16 protein-coding genes are annotated in these 19,152 nt (G+C 37.4%); all 16 read left to right on the plus strand.

The window, feature by feature from the left end:
- Positions 1 to 208: 208 nt before the first annotated feature.
- A complete protein-coding gene (locus tag ESU54_RS07010; RefSeq protein WP_111845293.1) occupies positions 209 to 766 on the plus strand; it encodes a potassium channel family protein in 558 nt (185 codons plus the stop codon).
- Between the two features lie 43 nt (positions 767 to 809).
- Positions 810 to 1,289, plus strand: coding sequence for a DUF305 domain-containing protein (locus ESU54_RS07015; RefSeq protein WP_111845292.1), 480 nt, complete (start codon positions 810 to 812; stop codon positions 1,287 to 1,289).
- A gap of 11 nt (positions 1,290 to 1,300) precedes the next feature.
- A complete protein-coding gene (locus tag ESU54_RS07020) occupies positions 1,301 to 3,091 on the plus strand; it encodes an efflux RND transporter periplasmic adaptor subunit (RefSeq protein ID WP_111845291.1) in 1,791 nt (596 codons plus the stop codon).
- Positions 3,092 to 3,165: 74 nt separating this feature from the next.
- Complete coding sequence (locus ESU54_RS17810; RefSeq protein WP_170253265.1) at positions 3,166 to 3,330, plus strand: hypothetical protein; 165 nt, start codon at positions 3,166 to 3,168, stop codon at positions 3,328 to 3,330.
- Between the two features lie 12 nt (positions 3,331 to 3,342).
- Positions 3,343 to 3,633: a hypothetical protein gene (locus ESU54_RS18235; protein ID WP_394348864.1), complete on the plus strand. Its 291-nt coding sequence runs from the start codon at positions 3,343 to 3,345 to the stop codon at positions 3,631 to 3,633.
- Positions 3,634 to 3,645: 12 nt separating this feature from the next.
- Positions 3,646 to 3,816: a helix-turn-helix domain-containing protein gene (locus tag ESU54_RS18240; protein WP_394348866.1), complete on the plus strand. Its 171-nt coding sequence runs from the start codon at positions 3,646 to 3,648 to the stop codon at positions 3,814 to 3,816.
- Between the two features lie 158 nt (positions 3,817 to 3,974).
- Positions 3,975 to 4,343, plus strand: a complete 369-nt coding sequence (locus ESU54_RS07030; protein ID WP_146744022.1) for a hypothetical protein — start codon at positions 3,975 to 3,977, stop codon at positions 4,341 to 4,343.
- A gap of 97 nt (positions 4,344 to 4,440) precedes the next feature.
- Positions 4,441 to 5,325, plus strand: coding sequence for a DUF3347 domain-containing protein (locus tag ESU54_RS07035; protein ID WP_111845290.1), 885 nt, complete (start codon positions 4,441 to 4,443; stop codon positions 5,323 to 5,325).
- A gap of 32 nt (positions 5,326 to 5,357) precedes the next feature.
- On the plus strand, positions 5,358 to 7,649 hold the full coding sequence (locus tag ESU54_RS07040; RefSeq protein WP_111845289.1) for a multicopper oxidase domain-containing protein: 2,292 nt from the start codon (positions 5,358 to 5,360) through the stop codon (positions 7,647 to 7,649).
- A gap of 277 nt (positions 7,650 to 7,926) precedes the next feature.
- Positions 7,927 to 8,364: a hypothetical protein gene (locus ESU54_RS07045; RefSeq protein ID WP_111845288.1), complete on the plus strand. Its 438-nt coding sequence runs from the start codon at positions 7,927 to 7,929 to the stop codon at positions 8,362 to 8,364.
- Between the two features lie 73 nt (positions 8,365 to 8,437).
- Positions 8,438 to 9,622 (plus strand): TolC family protein, encoded by a 1,185-nt coding sequence (locus tag ESU54_RS07050; RefSeq protein ID WP_111845287.1) that lies wholly within the window; start codon positions 8,438 to 8,440, stop codon positions 9,620 to 9,622.
- An 18-nt stretch (positions 9,623 to 9,640) separates the two neighbouring features.
- Entirely contained in the window at positions 9,641 to 9,922 is a 282-nt protein-coding gene (locus ESU54_RS07055) for a hypothetical protein (protein WP_111845286.1), read from the plus strand.
- 20 nt (positions 9,923 to 9,942) lie between these two features.
- Complete coding sequence (locus ESU54_RS07060) at positions 9,943 to 11,445, plus strand: efflux RND transporter periplasmic adaptor subunit (protein ID WP_111845285.1); 1,503 nt, start codon at positions 9,943 to 9,945, stop codon at positions 11,443 to 11,445.
- 12 nt (positions 11,446 to 11,457) lie between these two features.
- Positions 11,458 to 14,568: an efflux RND transporter permease subunit gene (locus ESU54_RS07065; RefSeq protein WP_111845284.1), complete on the plus strand. Its 3,111-nt coding sequence runs from the start codon at positions 11,458 to 11,460 to the stop codon at positions 14,566 to 14,568.
- A 410-nt stretch (positions 14,569 to 14,978) separates the two neighbouring features.
- Positions 14,979 to 15,227, plus strand: coding sequence for a (2Fe-2S) ferredoxin domain-containing protein (locus tag ESU54_RS07075; protein WP_111845283.1), 249 nt, complete (start codon positions 14,979 to 14,981; stop codon positions 15,225 to 15,227).
- Between the two features lie 965 nt (positions 15,228 to 16,192).
- On the plus strand, positions 16,193 to 18,775 hold the full coding sequence (locus ESU54_RS07080) for a T9SS type A sorting domain-containing protein (RefSeq protein ID WP_111845282.1): 2,583 nt from the start codon (positions 16,193 to 16,195) through the stop codon (positions 18,773 to 18,775).
- The last annotated feature ends 377 nt before the right edge of the window (positions 18,776 to 19,152 follow it).

Below are 19,152 nucleotides of genomic sequence, written 5' to 3' on the forward strand. Positions count from 1 at the left end.
ATTTTCAAGTGTTATTGATAGAGTTTTGCACATAAAAAAAGAAATATGAATTTAGACCAATGAAAGAATGTTGCAAAAACGGTTACCAAAACACAACAGAAAAATCAGTTGTTAAAAAATGGCTCAATTATGTAGTATATACAATCCTCATCTTAATAGTTGGCGGTGCATTGGCGCTTCAATTATTTAGTTAAGAGAATAAATTAAAATGGATAAAGAAAACAAAAAAGAAAAATCTAAAAGCACAGGCTTTTACAAGCGACTGTTTAAAAAGGTATTGCTTACTGCGAGTGTAGTGATTGCGCTATCCTTAAGCTATATACTATGGGCAGATGTAGATTCAGATGACCTATTTCTATCTCTTTTAATTGTTGGTTTAGCCTTGGTCAAAACCGTTTTTATCGTCAGGCTCACTTTTATACAGTTGAGTAAAATAATAGGGGAAAGTCATCAGCTTACACACGTTCTCACTTTATTTAGTGTATTAATTATTCTAATTATCCTTTCGTTTTCAGCAGATTATCAGGCATTATATATTTTAAGTTCAGAAAATTTTAAATCCACAGCATTACTCAATAGTTCATTTTCATTGCAGTTTTTTGAGTTTCTATATTTCAGCTTAATCACTTTTTCATCAGTTGGCTTTGGAGATGTAGTACCATTAACTGTCGCAGGTAAACTTTTGGTAATGATGGAAGTTTTCTTGAGCTTTTTAGTATTGGTATTTGGTATTGCCAATATTAATAGAATTCACGTTAATAATTGAAATGGTTAAAACAAAAAATAAGTAACTCTAAAAACAACATAAAATGGAAAAATCAAGTCAACACAAGAAAAATAGTTATACAAAATTCGTAGGAATGCTAGCGGCATCCTTCGTGGCAATGTACATTACAATGTACCTAAACACCTATGAAATAGATCACGTCTATTTTAGCCTTACACGATTTTATATGACCTGCTTGGGTATCGCTGCGATGGCCATTATAATGTTTGTGGTTATGCGCAATATGTACCAAAACAAAAAGAAGAATATAGCAATTGTTTTGGGCAGTATTATTCTTTTTGCTGGTGCGCTAGGTCTTGTGAGAGCCCAAGCACCAATTATTGGCGATGTACTGTGGATGAAGGCTATGATTCCGCATCATTCTATCGCCATTTTGACCAGTAAGCGCGCTGATATAGAGGATCCAGAAGTTAAGAAATTAGCAGAAGATATAATTAAAGCGCAAGAAAAGGAAATTGCAGAAATGAAAACAATGATAAAACGATTAGAAAATAATAAATAAAAATATACACGATGAAAAAGAATATCATTTACATAGGTATTGCCTTAATTATTGGTCTGTTAGGAGGTTTTCTGCTATTCAGTAGTGTGACTACAAATAATGCCAAAGACAACCACGATCATTCAGAAGAAATTGCATCTAACCAAATATGGACTTGTTCAATGCATCCACAAATTATGCAACCAGAACCAGGGGATTGTCCTATTTGTGGAATGGACTTGATTCCAGCCGAAACTGGTGCCGATGGTCTCAATGCTAACGAAATAAAAATGACAGATAATGCAATGGCTCTGGCCAATATCCAAACTTCGGTCGTAGGACAAGGACAAATGGGAAATAATACCTTAAAATTGTCTGGTAAGATAAAAGCTAATGAAGAGTCAAATGCTGTACAGGTCACGTATTTTGGTGGAAGAATAGAAAAACTATATGTTAATTCTACAGGAGAGCGCGTAGGCGCAGGTCAACGATTGGCAACTATTTATTCGCCAGAATTGGTTGCGGCACAGCAAGAACTACTTACCGCTTCATCCTTAAAAGAATCGCAACCTGAATTATACAAGGCAGTAAGAAATAAGCTAAAACTTTGGAAGCTTTCAGAAAAGCAGATTAACGCTATAGAATCTGCTGGAAAGATCCAAGAAAACTTTCCAGTATACGCAACAGTATCGGGAACTGTAACAGAGAAAATGGTAGAGGAGGGGGACTATTTAAAGCAAGGACAACCCTTGTACAAAATTGCCAATCTCAATACTGTATGGGCAGAATTTGATGCCTACGAAAATCAAATCGCTTCCTTAAAAAAAGGACAGACCATCAAAGTGACGACCAATGCTTATCGCAATAAAGTTTTTGATGCAAAAGTTTCATTTGTTGACCCCATATTAAATTCAGCAACTCGAACTATCATTGTTCGGGCGGTTCTGGATAATAAGAATGACCTCTTTAAACCGGGAATGTTTGTAGAAGGTATTATCGAAGGCACCCAAACGAGAACCGAGAATACAGTTTCTGTACCGGCAACGGCTGTTATGTGGACTGGTGAACGCTCTGTAGTATATGTAAAAACAAATCCTAACGAGGCTATTTTTGAAATGAGGGAAGTTCTATTGGGCAACGCTAATGGAGACTCCTATGTTATACTAGGAGGTCTGGAAAATGGTGACGTAGTAGTAACTAACGGAACCTTTACAGTAGATGCCGCAGCACAGTTGCAGGGCAAAAAATCAATGATGAACAAAGAAGGAGGAAAATCAACGACAGGTCACGAAGGTCATTTGGGAATGCAGGAAGATAGCGCGGGAGAAAATGCTGGTAAAACAGATCATTCAGAAATGAAAGAAAGGATAGATGTTTCCAACAAATTTAAAAACCAGTTAAAGCAGGTTTTTGATGGCTATATCCTTTTAAAAAATGCTTTGGTAAATGATGATGCCAAAACTGCACAACAAGCAGGAAAGCAAATAAGCGAATCGTTGAAAAAAGTAGATATGAAGTTGTTGTCTGACGAAGAAGCCCATAATCATTGGATGACTATACAGAAGGAATTAAAGAACTCTGCTAATGCCATTGGGAACAGAGCGGATATTGCAACGCAAAGGGGACATTTCAAGCATCTTTCTGCCCACTTAATTAGTAGTGTTCAGCTTTTTGGGATTAACCAAAAGGTGTACATCGCGTTTTGCCCTATGGCTGATGGTAACAAAGGTGCTTACTGGCTAAGTTTAGAAACTGAAATTCGCAACCCCTATTATGGAGAAGCAATGCTAACCTGTGGGGAAGTAAAGGCAACCTTGCAATAAAATGCATTATGGATTAATCGAGTAAGCTTATTTAAGCCATAAAGTACTCTTGGTTTTATAAAGTAGGAACGAGCATGAGTGAAAGCAGAAGAAAGAGAAGGAAAAAGCATCAATCTAAAAATGATATTTCAAAAAAAGATAAAATTATAGCTGTGATTGTGATGATACTAATTTTTATAGTTACGGCTTTAGCTGCTATTTATTACTCACTATATAAAGCAGGGCTAAAATTGTTTTAAAGAAAAAAAAATATGACTAGAACCATCTACATAAAAAATATGGTCTGTCCGAGATGTATATCAGCAGTAACTCAGATTTTGGCAGAATTAAACGTTGCGTACAAAGCCGTCAAGTTAGGAGAAGTAGATATGGTTTCAATACTCAATGAATCGGATAAAGAGAAAATATCCAATAAGCTACAAGATGCAGGTTTTAGTTTGATCGATGACCGTAAAAGTCAGTTTATTGAACAAATAAAAACATTAGTTGTAGATAAAATCCATCACTCATCCGAAGAATTGCATATTAAATGGGCAGATTAAATAGGCGACAATATTCATCTTGATTATAAATATTTAAGTTCTCTATTCTCGTCAGTAGAAAGTATTACGTTTGAGCAATACATAATCAACCAAAAAATTGAACACGCAAAAGAACTTATGGTTTATGACGAATTTTCCTTGAGTGAAATAGCCTTTAAGATGAATTATAGGAGTGTGGCATAGTTGAGCAATCAGTTCAAAAAGATAACTGGGATGGCACCGACACAGTTTAAAAATAGTATGGTTAAAAACAGAAAGTCTTTACATGATATTTAAGCTACTTTCTTGTGTAATTGTAAAAACAAATCTGAAATAATATTAGTATCTTTAAATTGGAAAAGATGAAAATCAAAATCTATCTAATTGCCCTATTTAGCCTGTTATTGGTATTTTCTACCAGTACAGTTCTGGCATTTGGAAATTCATCTAAAACATATTATACAGTAAGTCACTTTTGTTCAAACCAAGGTACACATCCTGAAAAAGAATCGTGCTGTGACAATGACCGAAATAACGATAATGGTTGTAGTGGTTTGTGTAATAACAACTATTGCTATTTCTCAAGTTGGATAGTTATTCCTTCCTATATAAAAGATACTGACCAGGTAAATACTACGTATGTGTATGTTTTGAAAGTTAATCATAACTACGTTCAGAACACACTAAAAAAAGTATATCTCTCCATCTGGCAACCGCCTGAATTCTACTAAACTGTTTTTTTTCAACAGTGTTTATACAGTCGTTTTTTGAATACAAGTTATTGGTCTTGTATTCGCTCCTTTCATTAATAATCTAAAATTTGTAAAAATGAAATCATTAAAAAATATAGTGATTGCACTTATGGTGCTATCATCAACCGCCTTTACCGCTCAAATAAAAAACGCACAAACAGAAACCGTAAAAATTTTCGGTAATTGCGATATGTGCAAAACTGCCATTGAAAACGCAGGAAATATTAAAAACACGGCCAGCGTTCATTGGAACAAAGACACCAGAATGGCTGAAATAACCTTCGATTCCAAAAAAACAAATCGAGACGAAATATTAAAGCGAATTGCCCTGGCAGGTTATGACAATGACCAATATTTGGCTCCGGACAATGCGTATGCAAAGCTTGCGGAATGTTGCAAATATGAAAGGCAGAAAAAAGAGCCTGCAATGGCAATGGTAGAATCCAAATCGGAAATGGTTATGCCCGAATCAAAAAAAGATATGCCATCTTCTGAAAACCATACAGATGTGGTTATGCCTGAAACGATGGAATCAAACCCATTGGATGCAGTTTTCGATAATTATTTTGCGATCAATGATGCCTTGGTAAAAACCAATGCCACAACGGTAAAGGCCAAAGCCGTAGAATTGTTGAATGTCCTAAAAGCTCTGAAAATAGAAATACTTAACGCGGAAGAGCAAACCGCTGTAACCAAAGTTTTGCCCTCTATAATGGATGCCGCAAAAAGCATTTCAGAAACCAAGGATATCGTTAAGCAACGGGAAAAACACAAAGTTTTGTCAAAAAATATGCACGAAATTATAACTTTTTACAGTTCCACCGATACCCTTTATTATCAATACTGTCCAATGCAGGATGCCAATTGGTTGAGCAAGGACAAGGCCATTAAAAATCCCTATTACGGTTCACAGATGTTAAGCTGTGGCTCAGCTGTGGAAACCATTGACAATAAAAACTGAAGTACTTCTAAAATCTAATTTTCGATAACGAAATGAAAAAAATAATCTTGGTGCTTTTATTTCTTGGGACACTTTCCCTACAGGCACAAAACATAGTGCGTTACGACCTATTTGTACGCGATACCATTGTCAATTTTACCGGTAAAGAAAAACGCGCCATTGCCGTAAACGGACAAATACCAATGCCAACGCTCACTTTTACGGAAGGCGACATCGCCGAAATTTATGTTCACAATGAATTGGATGAAGAAACTTCCCTGCACTGGCACGGCCTGTTTTTGCCCAATAAGGAAGATGGCGTTCCCTACCTCACCCAAATGCCCATACCGCCGCACACCGTCCATAAATACACTTTCCCCATCATACAACACGGAACCCATTGGTACCACAGCCATTTTGGGCTTCAGGAACAGATAGGGATGTATGGTTCTATGATTTTGAATAAAAGACTGGATGATAAAACATTCAGGAAAGGCATAGACGACTTGCCCACCATTCCGATAGTTTTGAGTGAATGGACAGATTACAAACCCGAAAATGTACACAGAATGCTTCACAATGCCTCGGATTGGTTTGCCATAAAAAAAGGGACTACACAAAGTTATGCAGAAGCCATAAAATCAGGACATCTCAAAACAAAACTTCACAATGAATGGAAACGAATGCTTGCAATGGATGTAAGTGATGTTTATTATGACAAATTTTTCATCAATGGCAAAAGTGAAAATGAAGATACATCTCTGAAAGGCTTGAAAGCCGGAGATAAAGTACGGCTTCGAATTTCAAACGGAGGTGCCTCAAGCTATTTTTGGCTTACATACGCCGGCGGAAAAATAACCGTGGTCGCCAATGATGGTAATGATGTGGAACCCGTGGAGGTAGATAGAATGCTTATTGCCGTGTCAGAAACCTACGATGTAGTGGTCACCATACCTGCTGATAATATGGCCTTTGAATTTTTGGCAACCCCGGAAGACCGCACAAAGTCGGCTTCCATCTATTTGGGCGATGGAATTAAACAGCTCACGTCGCCACTACCAAAATTGAAATACTTTGAAGGAATGGAAATGATGAACGGAATGATGAAAATGAACGGCGACCTGGACCAAATGGGTATGAATATGAGTATGCAGCAAATGGATATGAACGTGGTAATGTATCCTGAAATTACAGGTCCCGCAGATAACGGAAAGGATAAGAAAATGGAAATAGATACTGAAAAACCATCAGGCGATAAAATGAAGGAAATGGATGGGATGGAAGGAATGAATATGAGTGTAAATATGTACAAAAGCAATGAGCTTTCAGAAATCACAACGCTCAACTACGCTATGCTGAAGTCACCTACCGTAACTACACTTCCTGATGATGCACCTGTCAAGGAACTGCATTTTACGCTTACGGGCAATATGAACCGATATGTTTGGAGTTTGGACAATAAGGTTATTTCCGAAAGCGATAAAATCTTGATTAAAAAGGGCGAAAAAGTGAGGATTACTATGTACAACAATTCGATGATGCGCCACCCAATGCACTTGCACGGTCACGATTTTAGGTTGCTAAACGGCCAAGGCGAATACGCTCCTTTAAAAAACGTGGTGGATATTATGCCCATGGAAACCGATGTCATCGAGTTTGAGGCGAATGTTGAAGGTGATTGGTTTTTTCACTGCCACATTCTGTACCATATGATGAGCGGTATGGGTAGGGTGTTCAGTTATGAAAACCAAGAACCTAATCCTTTGATTCCGAACCCGGCACTTGCATTGAGAAAACTAAAAGGTGATGATAGGGAATTCCACTTAATGGCAGAAAACGATTTTGCGACCAATGGAAATGATGGACAACTGATGATTCAAAGTACGCGATGGAGTTTTGGCACCGAATGGCGGTTGGGGTATAATGATATGCACGGTTATGAAACAGAAACCCACATAGGCCGATATATTGGAAAAATGCAATGGTTGATGCCATTTGTAGGTTTTGATTGGCGGTATCGAAAATTGGGTCACAATGAGGTCGAGGAAAACCTTTTCGGTCAAAAAAACACCAAGGATGAGCGCTCATTATTCAGTGTAGGAGTCAATTATACCTTGCCAATGCTAGTAATGGCTCAGGCCGAAATATACACGAATGGTAATGTCAGGTTACAATTTGAGCGTAATGACATTCCAATCACACAAAGGATACGTATGAATATTATGTGGAATACGGACAAGGAGTATATGGGAGGATTACGATATATAGTAACACGCAATGTTGGAATTACCACACATTACGACAGCGATATGGGTTTTGGTATTGGTGCAATGCTAAACTATTGATTGATGACAAGACAAGCTAAATAGGTAATATGAGATGAATTAAAATTAATATTAATTCTATAAAATGATAACAGTTTAGAAATTTCATTCTGTTAAATAGAGTATTTATAAAATGCTGTCGGCATATTCGCATTTTTAATCATATTGCTGATGTAGTCAAAAAAGTAGATGTGCAGCCCTAATTCTAGAGACGTGATGGAAGCAATAGTATTATTTACTGATGAATTTCAATAAAAAGCTTCTTATTAGTCTAAATATTATTTAAATTCGTCGGATAATGCAAAAGCACAATCACATAAAAGCACTTTTCTTTTTAGGCGTATTTAGCCTATTGCTATTGCATAACATAATTCCTCATACACATCATCAGCACAAAGCTGAACACTCACACAAAGCTGTTGCACATAGCGATAGTAATGGTCATCATCACGGTATTTCAGAAAACGAAAATGCTCAAGAAGGCTTTTTAGGATTGCTTTTGGAGGTGCACGAACACTCTGTATCGTCTAATGAAACAGTAGTAGCTCACGAAAGTAGTGTCAAACAAATCAATGTTAAAAAGGATGTAAAAACATCTATTTTTCTTAATCGTTATAGTATTTCTATAAATTATGATGATGAAGACGAAAAGATTACGGGGTATCATCCACCCAATAATTATTTTAATTCTTATCTCTCTTCCCTCGACTCAAGAGGTCCACCATCTTTAGGTTAATCGTCTAGGAATACTTTACCTCTGCGTGAAAATTCCATCTTAAAAATTTAGATTAAACCTAAAATTTCAAACAATGAATAAACACATCGTGTTCGCAATTTGCGGATGCCTGTTCTTTGTTAATGCTTTCTCCCAAACTAAAAATGTGGCGGAACTGCTAAACGAAATAGAACAGAATAATACAGAGTTAAAAGGCTATCAAGCGTTTATTGAAAGCCAGCAACTCGAAAACAAGAGCACTAATAATTTGCCAGATCCACAGCTATCTGGGTATTATATGCCTTTTGGCGATAATTTAACCGGAGATTATACTGAATATGAAATTTCACAATCCTTCGAATTTCCTACGGTATATGCATCGCGTAACAAATGGAACGAATCTAAATCGCAACAGTTAGCATCAGCCTATTCAGCAAAGAGACAAGACGTCTTATTGCGAGCAAAGGGAATTTTTATAGAACTCGCTTCTTTACAAAAACAAAAGGAGATTATTACCGAAAGAAGAACCCAGAGTAAGCAGGTTTTCGACCAGATTCAAGAACTTTTTGATAAAGAACAAGTAGGGATTTTAGATTTGAATAAGGCGAAAATTGCGTGGATTCAAGAGCAATTTGTTGTTCAACAAATTGATAGCGATATCCAAGTTCAACTAATAAAACTTAAAACATTGAACGGTGGAATTCCTATTGACGGTGTTTCAAGTCAATTAATTTTGCCTATTGAAATTGGGACTGTCGAAAATCTCTGGCAGAAAAAATTAACAAGCGACCCTGCATTGCAAGAGCTAAAAGCGAATGAGGCTGCATCTTTTCAAAAAATAAAATTGGAGAAAAATAAGGTGTTGCCCAATTTGGCACTTGGCTATAATTATCAAGGAGTAAGCGGAAGTAACTATTCAGGATTTTACGGTGGTGTTTCAATTCCGTTATGGAGTAGCAAAAACAAAGTGAAAGCTGCCGAGGCAAATTATGAGTATCAGCAAAGCAATACCCAAGTAATCACTACCTCGGTTTACGCACAGTTTCAAGAAACCTATTATCAATATGAATTGATGCTCGAAAAATTCAATGAATATCAAACCACAATGGGCAATTTAGATAGTGAGCAATTACTGTTTAAGGCATATCAATTGGGCGAATATTCGTTTATGGTGTATTATCTGGAACTTCAGTTTTATCGAAATGCTTCAGATAAAATGCTGCAAATGGAAAAGGAATTACAACTGCTTCAAGCACAATTATTAAAACATCAATTATAAAATTTAAAACATACAATTATGAAATCGAAGATTCACGAATTCCAAAACAAATATTTAGCAATGAGTAAAATTTCTAAAATAATATTCGCAATAGCAATCGCATCAACCGTTTTCTTAACCTCTTGTAGAGATACAAAAACCGAAGCAACTGATGACCACGGCCACGAACACGGTGCAGATGGAAGCCATATGAACGAGGATACTGTTGAACAAGAAGAATTTGAAGTAACAACAGATTCTATGCAAATGAAGGAGGATTCACACTCGCATGATAATGGTTCAGAACATCACGACCACTAGATAACAATAAATATAAATACATGAAATATATAATCATAGTGCTTGCATTTTTGGCAATGTCTTGTAACAACAAGGCAGAAGACGCACACGCACACAACGAAGATGGAACTCACGCTGGAGAAGAAATTCCTCGCTTGAGCCACACCATTTGGACAGATAAAACCGAATTATTTGTAGAATTTCCTGCATTAATTGTTGGTAATTCAAGCAGGTTTGCTGCCCACTTTACGGTATTGAATAAACACCAACCCGTGCGTGAAGGTTCTGTTACAGTGAGTTTAATTAAAGGCGACAAGGGATTGCGCAATACGGTTGATGCACCTTCATCACCAGGCATATTTGCGCCAACCATACAACCAAAAGAAGCGGGAACATACCAACTTGTTTTTGAATTGAAAACCCCTGAATATTCAGATAAGATTACGATTGATAACGTTACCGTTTACGCAAGTACTGATGAAGCAATAAAAGCATTAGGAACTGCCGAAGAAGATGGAAGCATATCGTTTTTGAAAGAACAGGCTTGGAAACTCGACTTTCAAACTGCAGCTGTAGTTTCGGGTAAAATCTACGATGTCATCAATACTTCTGGGGTTTGGATGCCATCATCAGGATCCGTAAAGTCTTTGGCAGCAAAATCTAATGGCGTGGTCGATTTTAAAGTGAACAATCTCACCGAAGGTACAGCGGTAAAAAAAGGTCAGCTATTGATGAGTTTAAACAGTCAAGGATTGGCGTCTAACAATTTGAGTACTGAAATAGCCAATGCACGTTCCAATTTCGAACAAGCAAAATCTGAATACGAACGCAAAAAGGAATTATACAATTCTAAAATTATTCCGAAGTCAGAATTTGAAAAAGTAGAAAGCAATTTTTCAATAGCGAAGTCTAATTATCAATCCTTAACATCAGGAGTTTCAGGCGGTAGCAAACAAATTGTTGCACCTTTTGATGGGTTCGTACAATCTATTGCGGTATCAAATGGCGACTATGTAGAACAAGGTGTGGCATTGGTTTCCATCGGCACACAACAATCCAAAGTACTAAAAACCCAATTAGCACCAAGTTATGGTCTAACAATGGAAAATGTACAAGGTATTTGGTATCAAACTAAAGACGGAGAGTGGAAAAACGTAAGTGATGCCGAAGGTTCGATTCTTTCTATCGGAAAAGTTGTGGAATTTGAAAAACCATTGATTTCAGTTTTTGCACAGGTAAATGCAGATGTAGATATGCCTGAAGGAAGCTTAACACCAGTTCAAATTGCGATGGGAACTGCCACTCAAAACACAATGATTCCTGTAAATGCTTTATTGGAAGACTACGGAAGTTATTCGGTTATCGTACAACTTTCAGGTGAAAGCTTTGAAAGACGACCTGTGAAAATTGGAAAACGCAATGGCGAAAATGTAGAAATTCTTCAAGGTTTAGAAGTAGGCGAAGTGGTTGTTACTACAGGTGCTTACCAAGTTAAAATGGCTTCAATGTCGGGTTCAACACCTGCTCACGGTCACGAACATTAAAAACGAAGCGGAATGTTAAACAAAATATTATCAATTTCACTTCACAATAGACTTCTAATTTTATTGGGAGCGGTTGCATTGAGTGTGTTGGGCATTTATTATGCGCGCACAATGAATGTAGATGTATTCCCCGACCTTACAGCGCCAACGGTAACAATACTTACCGAAGCGCACGGAATGGAATCTGAAGAAGTAGAAAAATTAGTAACCTATCAACTGGAAACAGCCTTAAATGGTTCGCCGAATGTAAGACGTATTCGTTCTTCATCGGCAGCGGGTGTTTCTATTGTTTGGATAGAATTTGAATGGGGAACAGATATTTATCTGGCACGTCAAATTGTTAGTGAACGCATCCCGATGGTTCGTGAAAACTTACCTGAAGGTATCGGAGCACCAACAATGGCGCCTATTTCATCTATTATGGGCGAAATAATGCTCTTGGGCGTAACGTCTGATAGTTTATCGCCAATGGAGTTAAGAACCCTTTCGGATTGGACAATCAGACCACGTATAAAAGCGATTGGCGGTATTGCAAATGTGGTGGTAATTGGCGGCGATTTCAAACAATACCAAGTGTTTGCCAACCCTGAAAAGATGAAGCATTACAACGTAAGTCTTTTAGAATTGGTAGAAAAGGTTAAAGAATCGAACGTTAATGCGCCGGGAGGCGTTATCAATCAATATGGTAATCAATATATCATAAAGGGAAGTGGTAGAGCTTATGCGTTGGAAGATTTGCAAGAAGCAGTTTTAAAACAAGTCAACGGGCAAACCATTAAGATAAAAGATGTAGCAACCGTGCAAATTGGTGCTGCAGATAAAATTGGTGAAGGTTCTTTAAATGCGAAACCAGCAGTTATTTTGACTATTTCAAAACAACCCGATGTCAACACATTGGAACTGACAGACCGATTGGACGAAGCCATTGCTGATTTAGAAAAAACTTTGCCAAAAGGGGTTCAGATCAAAAATCACATCTTTAGGCAAGCTGATTTCATTAATGCTTCCATCAGTAATTTGAATCAGACCTTATTGGAAGGTGCATTTTTTGTAATGATTATCCTGTTCATCTTTTTAATGAATTGGAGAACGACCTTAATATCCTTATTGGCAATTCCTATTTCATTGTTAGTATCCATCATCATTTTAAAATGGTTGGGCTATACTATTAATACAATGAGTTTGGGAGGTATGGCAATCGCAATTGGCGCTTTGGTAGATGATGCCATTATTGATGTGGAAAATGTTTATAAACGCTTACGTGAAAACATAAGAAAACCAAAAGAGGAACGTGCTTCCACATTAACTGTTGTTCGTGATGCTTCAGTGGAAATACGAAGCTCAATCATTATTGCTACGTTGATTATTATTGTTTCATTTATCCCTTTATTCTTTTTAAGTGGAATGGAAGGGCGTCTGCTACAACCGTTAGGTATTGCTTTTGTAACTTCTGTTTTAACGTCTTTGGTTGTTGCCGTAACTGTAACACCTATTCTGTGCTCCTATTTATTGAACAACGAAAAGTTGTTGAACAAACAGGCAGATGGTACAAAAGTGGAACGATGGTTACAAAAACATTATGGCAACCTCTTGGAGCGTGCTACTAGAATTCCAAAAACCATTATCGGCACAACTATTATCGCCTTTATCATAAGTCTTTTGGTTTTAACACAATTGGGAAGAAGTTTTCTCCCAGAATTTAATGAAGGCTCTTTGGTAATTAGCGTAGTTGGCCCACCATCAATGTCTTTGGAAGAAAGCAACAAAACAGGAAAATTAATAGAGACCATCTTATTGGATTTACCAGAAGTAGAAGTTGTAACACGAAGACAAGGTCGTGCCGAATTAGACGAACACGCACAAGGTGTAAATGCTTCGGAAATTGATGTGCCTTTTATTTTAAAAGACAAAACCAAAGAAGAATTTTTTGAGGAAGTCCGAAATAAATTGAGTATCGCACCGGGTGTCAATATTACTTTAGGCCAGCCTATTGCGCACCGTATTGACCATATGCTTTCTGGTACACGAGCGAATATTGCTATCAAAATATTTGGTTCAGATTTGCAACGTTTGTTTGAAGTTGGTAAAAGCGTGGAGCAGAATATAAAGGAAATAGACGGATTGGCAGATGTTGCGGTTGACCAACAAATTGAAGTGCCACAGATTCGGATTCAACCAAAACGCCAAATTCTTTCAGCGTATGGAATGACGGTTGGAAACCTAATGGAGCAGGTAGATATCGCTTTTGCAGGTGAAGAAGCTGGCGAAATTTACGAAGGACAGCAGTATTTTGATTTGGTGGTTCGGTATGAAAAGCCTTTTAGGGATAATATTGAAAACATCGGCAATACCTTGATCAGTTTACCAAATGGTGCACAAACCACTTTGGGCGAATTGGCAACGGTAGCTTCTGTGAGCAGTCCGAACACCATTAATCGCGAAGATGTTCAACGTAAAATTGTAGTGGCTGCCAATGTACAAGGCAGAGATTTACGAAGTGCGGTAAACGAAATAAAAGAAGTTGTTGCGAACAATGTGAATATACCTGAAGGCTACCGTGTAGAATATGGTGGCCAGTTTGAGAGTGAATCGAAAGCATCACAATTGCTTTTGGCAACAGCAATCATAGCCATAGCCATCATATTTCTATTGCTTTATTACGAATTTAAAGATGTGAAGCTGGCGTTTGTCGTGTTAATTAATTTGCCTTTGGCTTTAATTGGTGGAATCTTGATTGTTTATTTTACATCGGGTATTATCAGTATTGCAGCAACAATCGGTTTTATTAGTTTGTTTGGTATCGCCACCCGTAACGGAATTTTATTGGTGTCACGATATGAAGATTTGAGAAAAGAAGGAGTGCAAGGATTTCAGTTGATTAAAACGGGCGCATTGGATAGATTGAATCCAATCCTTATGACAGCCTTTACAACAGGATTGGCGCTTATTCCTTTAGCATTAAAAGGTGGAGAACCAGGAAGTGAAATTCAAAGTCCGATGGCTGTAGTTATTTTGGGAGGTTTGCTTTCGGCTACAATTTTAAATTTGGTAGTTATTCCTTGCGTGTATCAATTGGTGATTCGTAAGAAACGCGATTCAAATGAAGAAAACCTTATTTCTTAAAAGAAGATGAACCTGTCAAAACTATTAGAGCCGTTCAAGCCCTTCGCAATATATTATTTGTGAAACTATATTTGGCACAGACCACAAGTTTATTGGGAGAAGCCTTTACGTGGGTCGGTTTGGCTTTATTAGCATATCAGTTTTAAAGATAGGGCTGCGGTTATATTGGCCACAGCCCTTACTTTACGAGTTACGGCTTTTATTATTTTTTCACCTTTTGCTGGCGTATTGGCAGATAGAGGAGTATCCCGAAAGATTCCCAAATCAAAGTTTTTTGTACGGAGGTATTATTTCAATAGGACTACTGTTTGTGGTTTTTTTTTAAAAGACCTAAAAATAAACAACTAACACCTTATTTCAAAAATTAAACCTTGAACTCATAAAAATGATTAACGGTAAACAATAACATTATGGAAGATTCTAAAAATAATAAACCTGTCATTTATCAGTGTAACGGTGCAAACTGCCGAAAGAAAAAAGGAAAGCTTTTAGATTATTATATAAAAAAATATAAACTGAAAAACAAAATTGACGTTGAACAAATGGATTGTAATAATAAATGCGAACAAGCGCCAGTTCTTCATCTTCATCCAGAGGACATCTGGTTCTCGGAAAAAGATTTAGGTACAATAGTTAAGAAGCATATTTTAAATAAATAGGTATTCAATTCTTGTAGATTTCATAATTACACTTCAGAATTTCATTACAATACTACCATAATTGTAAAAGAAAAACAGGATTAGCCAAATCAACAATATCCAAATTATAATCGAATTAAAGTATGTTTTATCTCGTATCGATTCTCGTATTGAATGGGAGAATATCATCTTGACATTTGAGGAAAAGCCGTTCTGTTAGTGTTGAGTGCAGACGGTTCTGCCACAATATGGTAAGCGATTTTTGCTGATGTTGGAGTGGCTTTGTTAGCAATTGGCTCTAGTTTCAGATGGCTACCACTTCGGTAACATATCGCTTTTACCCTGACCCTTCCCCGTGCCGCCGAAGTTTTATCGGAGGAGCAAAGGGAATACTCGGATTTTCTAGGTTCAGACCAATTTTAAACCGTTGTAATTTTGAATTGAACTAAAATATCAACGCTAGATAAAACTAGAGCCTAGCGATTTTAAATGCTATGAGGTTACATAAAATGGATTGGAAGAAATAGATATAGAAATAAAACTATAATGTATGTCAGAAAATCGACGAAATAGACGGAGAAATATTAAAATACGACCCAAAGAGCATAGTACTTTTATAAATAAAATAATAATTTAGATTATTTTTATAATAGTTTTTATTCTAATAATTTCCTTTGTTCTGTTTTTAAAATTCCTAATCTACTTTGTTTCTGTTGAATGATAGATAATATATTATTATTAAGTGCCATTTGCTTTTTGTTTTAGATTTCTGAAGATTAATGGTAAATAAACAACTTCTTAAGGTTCAGTGTGTCTCAAAATAATATATCTTTGTTTAGAACTGTTCTAAATAATAAATGATTTAGCAATGCAGATGTTGTTACAATCATATGAATTAAGAGTAATTGTTGTCCGATAGAAAAGAAGCCAAGCTTCTTAAAAAATCGTGATTTGATTAAAACAGTATATATCCTAAAATATTCGTTATGAAAAGATACACACTTCCCTTTTTCTTGATGGTGCTTTTGCTTGTGCTTTCTACGTTTTTTATTTCAAGTTATAAAAATAATTCAGAAGCAGGGTCTGCTGTGGGACAGGATAAAATTTTCGAAGAAGAAAATGGAAAAATGGAATATCCTGCAGAATGGATGTACAATCAGCGTGCCTACCCTAAAAATTATATCAATAAGGAAGCCTATAAAAAAGCCATCATTCAAACAAAACAAATTCTTGCCAACAGATCGCCTGAAGTTGCCGGCGAGTGGGATTTCGTAGGGCCATTAAACACTGGCGGAAGAATTACAGATGTTGCAATAGCTCCTGACAACGATGACCATCTTTACGTTGCCACCGCCACAGGTGGAATTTTTAGAAGTTATGACCGCGGCGCAAACTGGACTCCTATTTTTGACGATGAAGCAAAGCTGTCCATTGGAGATATTGCCATCGCATCTTCTAACTCGCAACGGATCTATGCAGGAACGGGTGAAGCAAATGGAAGTGCGACCGACGGTGCTTTTTTTGGCGATGGAATTTACAGAAGTGACAACGCAGGCGATACGTGGACAAACATAGGTTTACCTGAAAGCAACCATATTGGTCGAATTGTAGTGGATCCCATAAACCCAGACCGTGTTTTTGTGGCAGCCACAGGTCAATTATACGGTAAAAATAGCAATCGAGGAATTTATAGAACTCTAAACGGAGGTGGAAGTTGGGAACAGGTTTTGTTCGTAACTGATTCTACATCCGCAATAGATGTTGCTATGAACGTGGCAAATACAAACATTATTTATGCTGCAATGTGGGAACGCACCCGTAAACCTTGGGAACGTGATTACGGCGGGTTAAGCTCCGCGATCCATCGTTCAATGGATGGAGGATCTACTTGGACACAGTTGGGCGCGGTGAATGGACTGCCTGCCCCAAATGTGGATACAGGAAGAATAGGAATTGCTGTTTCGGAATCCGATCCTTCCACAGTTTATGCGCGTTACACTACCAATAAAGTTACAAACGAATTCAATGGCTTGTACAAAAGCACCGACAATGGGAATAATTGGACACTGGTAACGCTAGCAGCTTCTTTAAGTGGCATTGATGCCAATTTTGGTTGGTATTTTGGAAATATTCGTGTAAACCCAACCAACTCATCAGAAGTATATATTGTAGGTTTTGAGATTGCAAAGTCTGTTGATAGCGGTGACTCTTGGCAGATGTTGCAAGGCATGCACGTAGATCATCACGCGCTGGAATTTTCAAAGACGAACAGTGATTTTATGCTCTCTGGTAACGATGGCGGTGCTTATATTTCAAATAATGGAGGTAGCAATTGGACTAAGTTCTTAAATCTTCCCCTAACGCAGTTTTACAATATTGAAGTTGACAAAACCCAACCGGAAAGACTTTATGGCGGAACACAGGACAACAATACTATAAGGACAATTACTGGTGGAGCAAGTGACTGGAGCTCAATATGGGGTGGTGATGGTTTTCATGTAAACGTTGACCCTTTAGACAATAGCTACATTTACGTGGAATCCCAATATGGAAACTTGGGCCGCAGTACAAATGGTGGAAACAGTTTTAATTACGCTACCAACGGAATTAGTGCAAGCGACAGGAATAACTGGAACACACCGGTAATCATTTCTCCTTTTGACCACGAAATTCTTTATTATGGAACGAATAGATTATATACTTCCAACAAGGCTTCAAACTGGTCTGTGATTAGTCCTGACTTGACGGATGGCGTTCATCCCAGCGGTTCTCTGGCATTCGGAACACTTACTGCAATAGCTTCTTCCTATAACAATATTGACGTAATTTATACAGGAAGCGATGATGGAAACGTAAACGTAACGTTTGATGGCGGTGCCACTTGGGCAAACGTAAGCACTGGCCTGCCAGATCAATATGTCACTTCCATTGCGATGAGTCCAGATGATGATATGATTGCTTATGTAACGGTTTCAGGTTTTAAAAATTTAGAGTATACTCCGCACGTTTTCAAAACCACGGATGGAGGAGAAAATTGGACGGACATTTCCTCGAATTTACCAAGTATTCCTGTTAACGATATTATTACATATTCAGAAGAAAATATACTTTTTGTAGCGACAGATTTGAACGTATGGTTTTCCATTAATGAGGGTGCAAGTTGGGATATTCTTGGCAATGGCCTACCTCTAACCGTTATTATGGACTTAAAATTGCACGAACCAACGCAAACACTCTACGCGGGAACTTTTGGACGGGGGATGTTTAGTATTGACAATGTGGTTAACATTTGTCTGGGCGTTGACGACAACGAACTTTCGGCTAGTTCAATCAAACTGTATCCTAATCCGGCAACCTCGGAATTTACAATTTCGCAAACTTTATCCTCGGAAGGAAGTATTCAGCTTTTTAATATTTCGGGAAAAATGATAAAGGATTTGTTTCATGGAGATTTTGGAATACACAAAAGCATTAAAATAAAAACTGACGGAATTGCCGCAGGAACCTATTTTATAATGGTAAGGAGCGGGAAGCAATCTGTTGCGAAGAAGCTTTTGATAAATAATTAACTGATGTGAGCAGAGTTAATGTGCTGTTTTTCAATTTCCACAGGATAATAAGTGTTTTCATGTCCTGCAGCCCATTCCCCTATATTCCCCAGAAAAAGCTTTATTACGGGAAATGCGCCTCATTACAAAAGTCTTGGACATAACTCCAAAGCTTCCAATTTCCATTCCACCTTTCCGCTCATTCCTGGGAAAAAACAGGAAGCGATCAAACTCCATTTCAATCTACATCTTAGAAATTAAGCAGGCTTTAAATCCTGCTAAGAATCAGGTACAGTACTGATAACTCGTTCAGCTCTTTTCTCTGCCTTCCACGAAAAGAGCTTCATTAAATAAATCTTGGACACAACTCCAAAGCTTCCGATTTCCATTCCACTTGC

The sequence above is a fragment of the Aequorivita antarctica genome, assembly GCF_007997155.1.
GTDB classification, from domain to species: Bacteria; Bacteroidota; Bacteroidia; order Flavobacteriales; family Flavobacteriaceae; genus Aequorivita; species Aequorivita antarctica.

Excerpts from the sequence above, each read along its gene's own strand:
- ESU54_RS07080 (WP_111845282.1), top strand. The coding sequence starts at position 16,193 with ATGAAAAGATACACACTTCCCTTTTTCTTGATGGTGCTTTTGCTTGTG.
- ESU54_RS07055 (WP_111845286.1), top strand. The coding sequence starts at position 9,641 with ATGAAATCGAAGATTCACGAATTCCAAAACAAATATTTAGCAATGAGT.
- ESU54_RS07010 (WP_111845293.1), top strand. The coding sequence starts at position 209 with ATGGATAAAGAAAACAAAAAAGAAAAATCTAAAAGCACAGGCTTTTAC.
- ESU54_RS07030 (WP_146744022.1), top strand. The coding sequence starts at position 3,975 with ATGAAAATCAAAATCTATCTAATTGCCCTATTTAGCCTGTTATTGGTA.
- ESU54_RS07015 (WP_111845292.1), top strand. The coding sequence starts at position 810 with ATGGAAAAATCAAGTCAACACAAGAAAAATAGTTATACAAAATTCGTA.
- ESU54_RS07035 (WP_111845290.1), top strand. The coding sequence starts at position 4,441 with ATGAAATCATTAAAAAATATAGTGATTGCACTTATGGTGCTATCATCA.
- ESU54_RS18235 (WP_394348864.1), top strand. The coding sequence starts at position 3,343 with ATGACTAGAACCATCTACATAAAAAATATGGTCTGTCCGAGATGTATA.
- ESU54_RS07020 (WP_111845291.1), top strand. The coding sequence starts at position 1,301 with ATGAAAAAGAATATCATTTACATAGGTATTGCCTTAATTATTGGTCTG.
- ESU54_RS07065 (WP_111845284.1), top strand. The coding sequence starts at position 11,458 with ATGTTAAACAAAATATTATCAATTTCACTTCACAATAGACTTCTAATT.
- ESU54_RS07040 (WP_111845289.1), top strand. The coding sequence starts at position 5,358 with ATGAAAAAAATAATCTTGGTGCTTTTATTTCTTGGGACACTTTCCCTA.
- ESU54_RS07075 (WP_111845283.1), top strand. The coding sequence starts at position 14,979 with ATGGAAGATTCTAAAAATAATAAACCTGTCATTTATCAGTGTAACGGT.
- ESU54_RS07060 (WP_111845285.1), top strand. The coding sequence starts at position 9,943 with ATGAAATATATAATCATAGTGCTTGCATTTTTGGCAATGTCTTGTAAC.
- ESU54_RS17810 (WP_170253265.1), top strand. The coding sequence starts at position 3,166 with ATGAGTGAAAGCAGAAGAAAGAGAAGGAAAAAGCATCAATCTAAAAAT.
- ESU54_RS07050 (WP_111845287.1), top strand. The coding sequence starts at position 8,438 with ATGAATAAACACATCGTGTTCGCAATTTGCGGATGCCTGTTCTTTGTT.
- ESU54_RS07045 (WP_111845288.1), top strand. The coding sequence starts at position 7,927 with ATGCAAAAGCACAATCACATAAAAGCACTTTTCTTTTTAGGCGTATTT.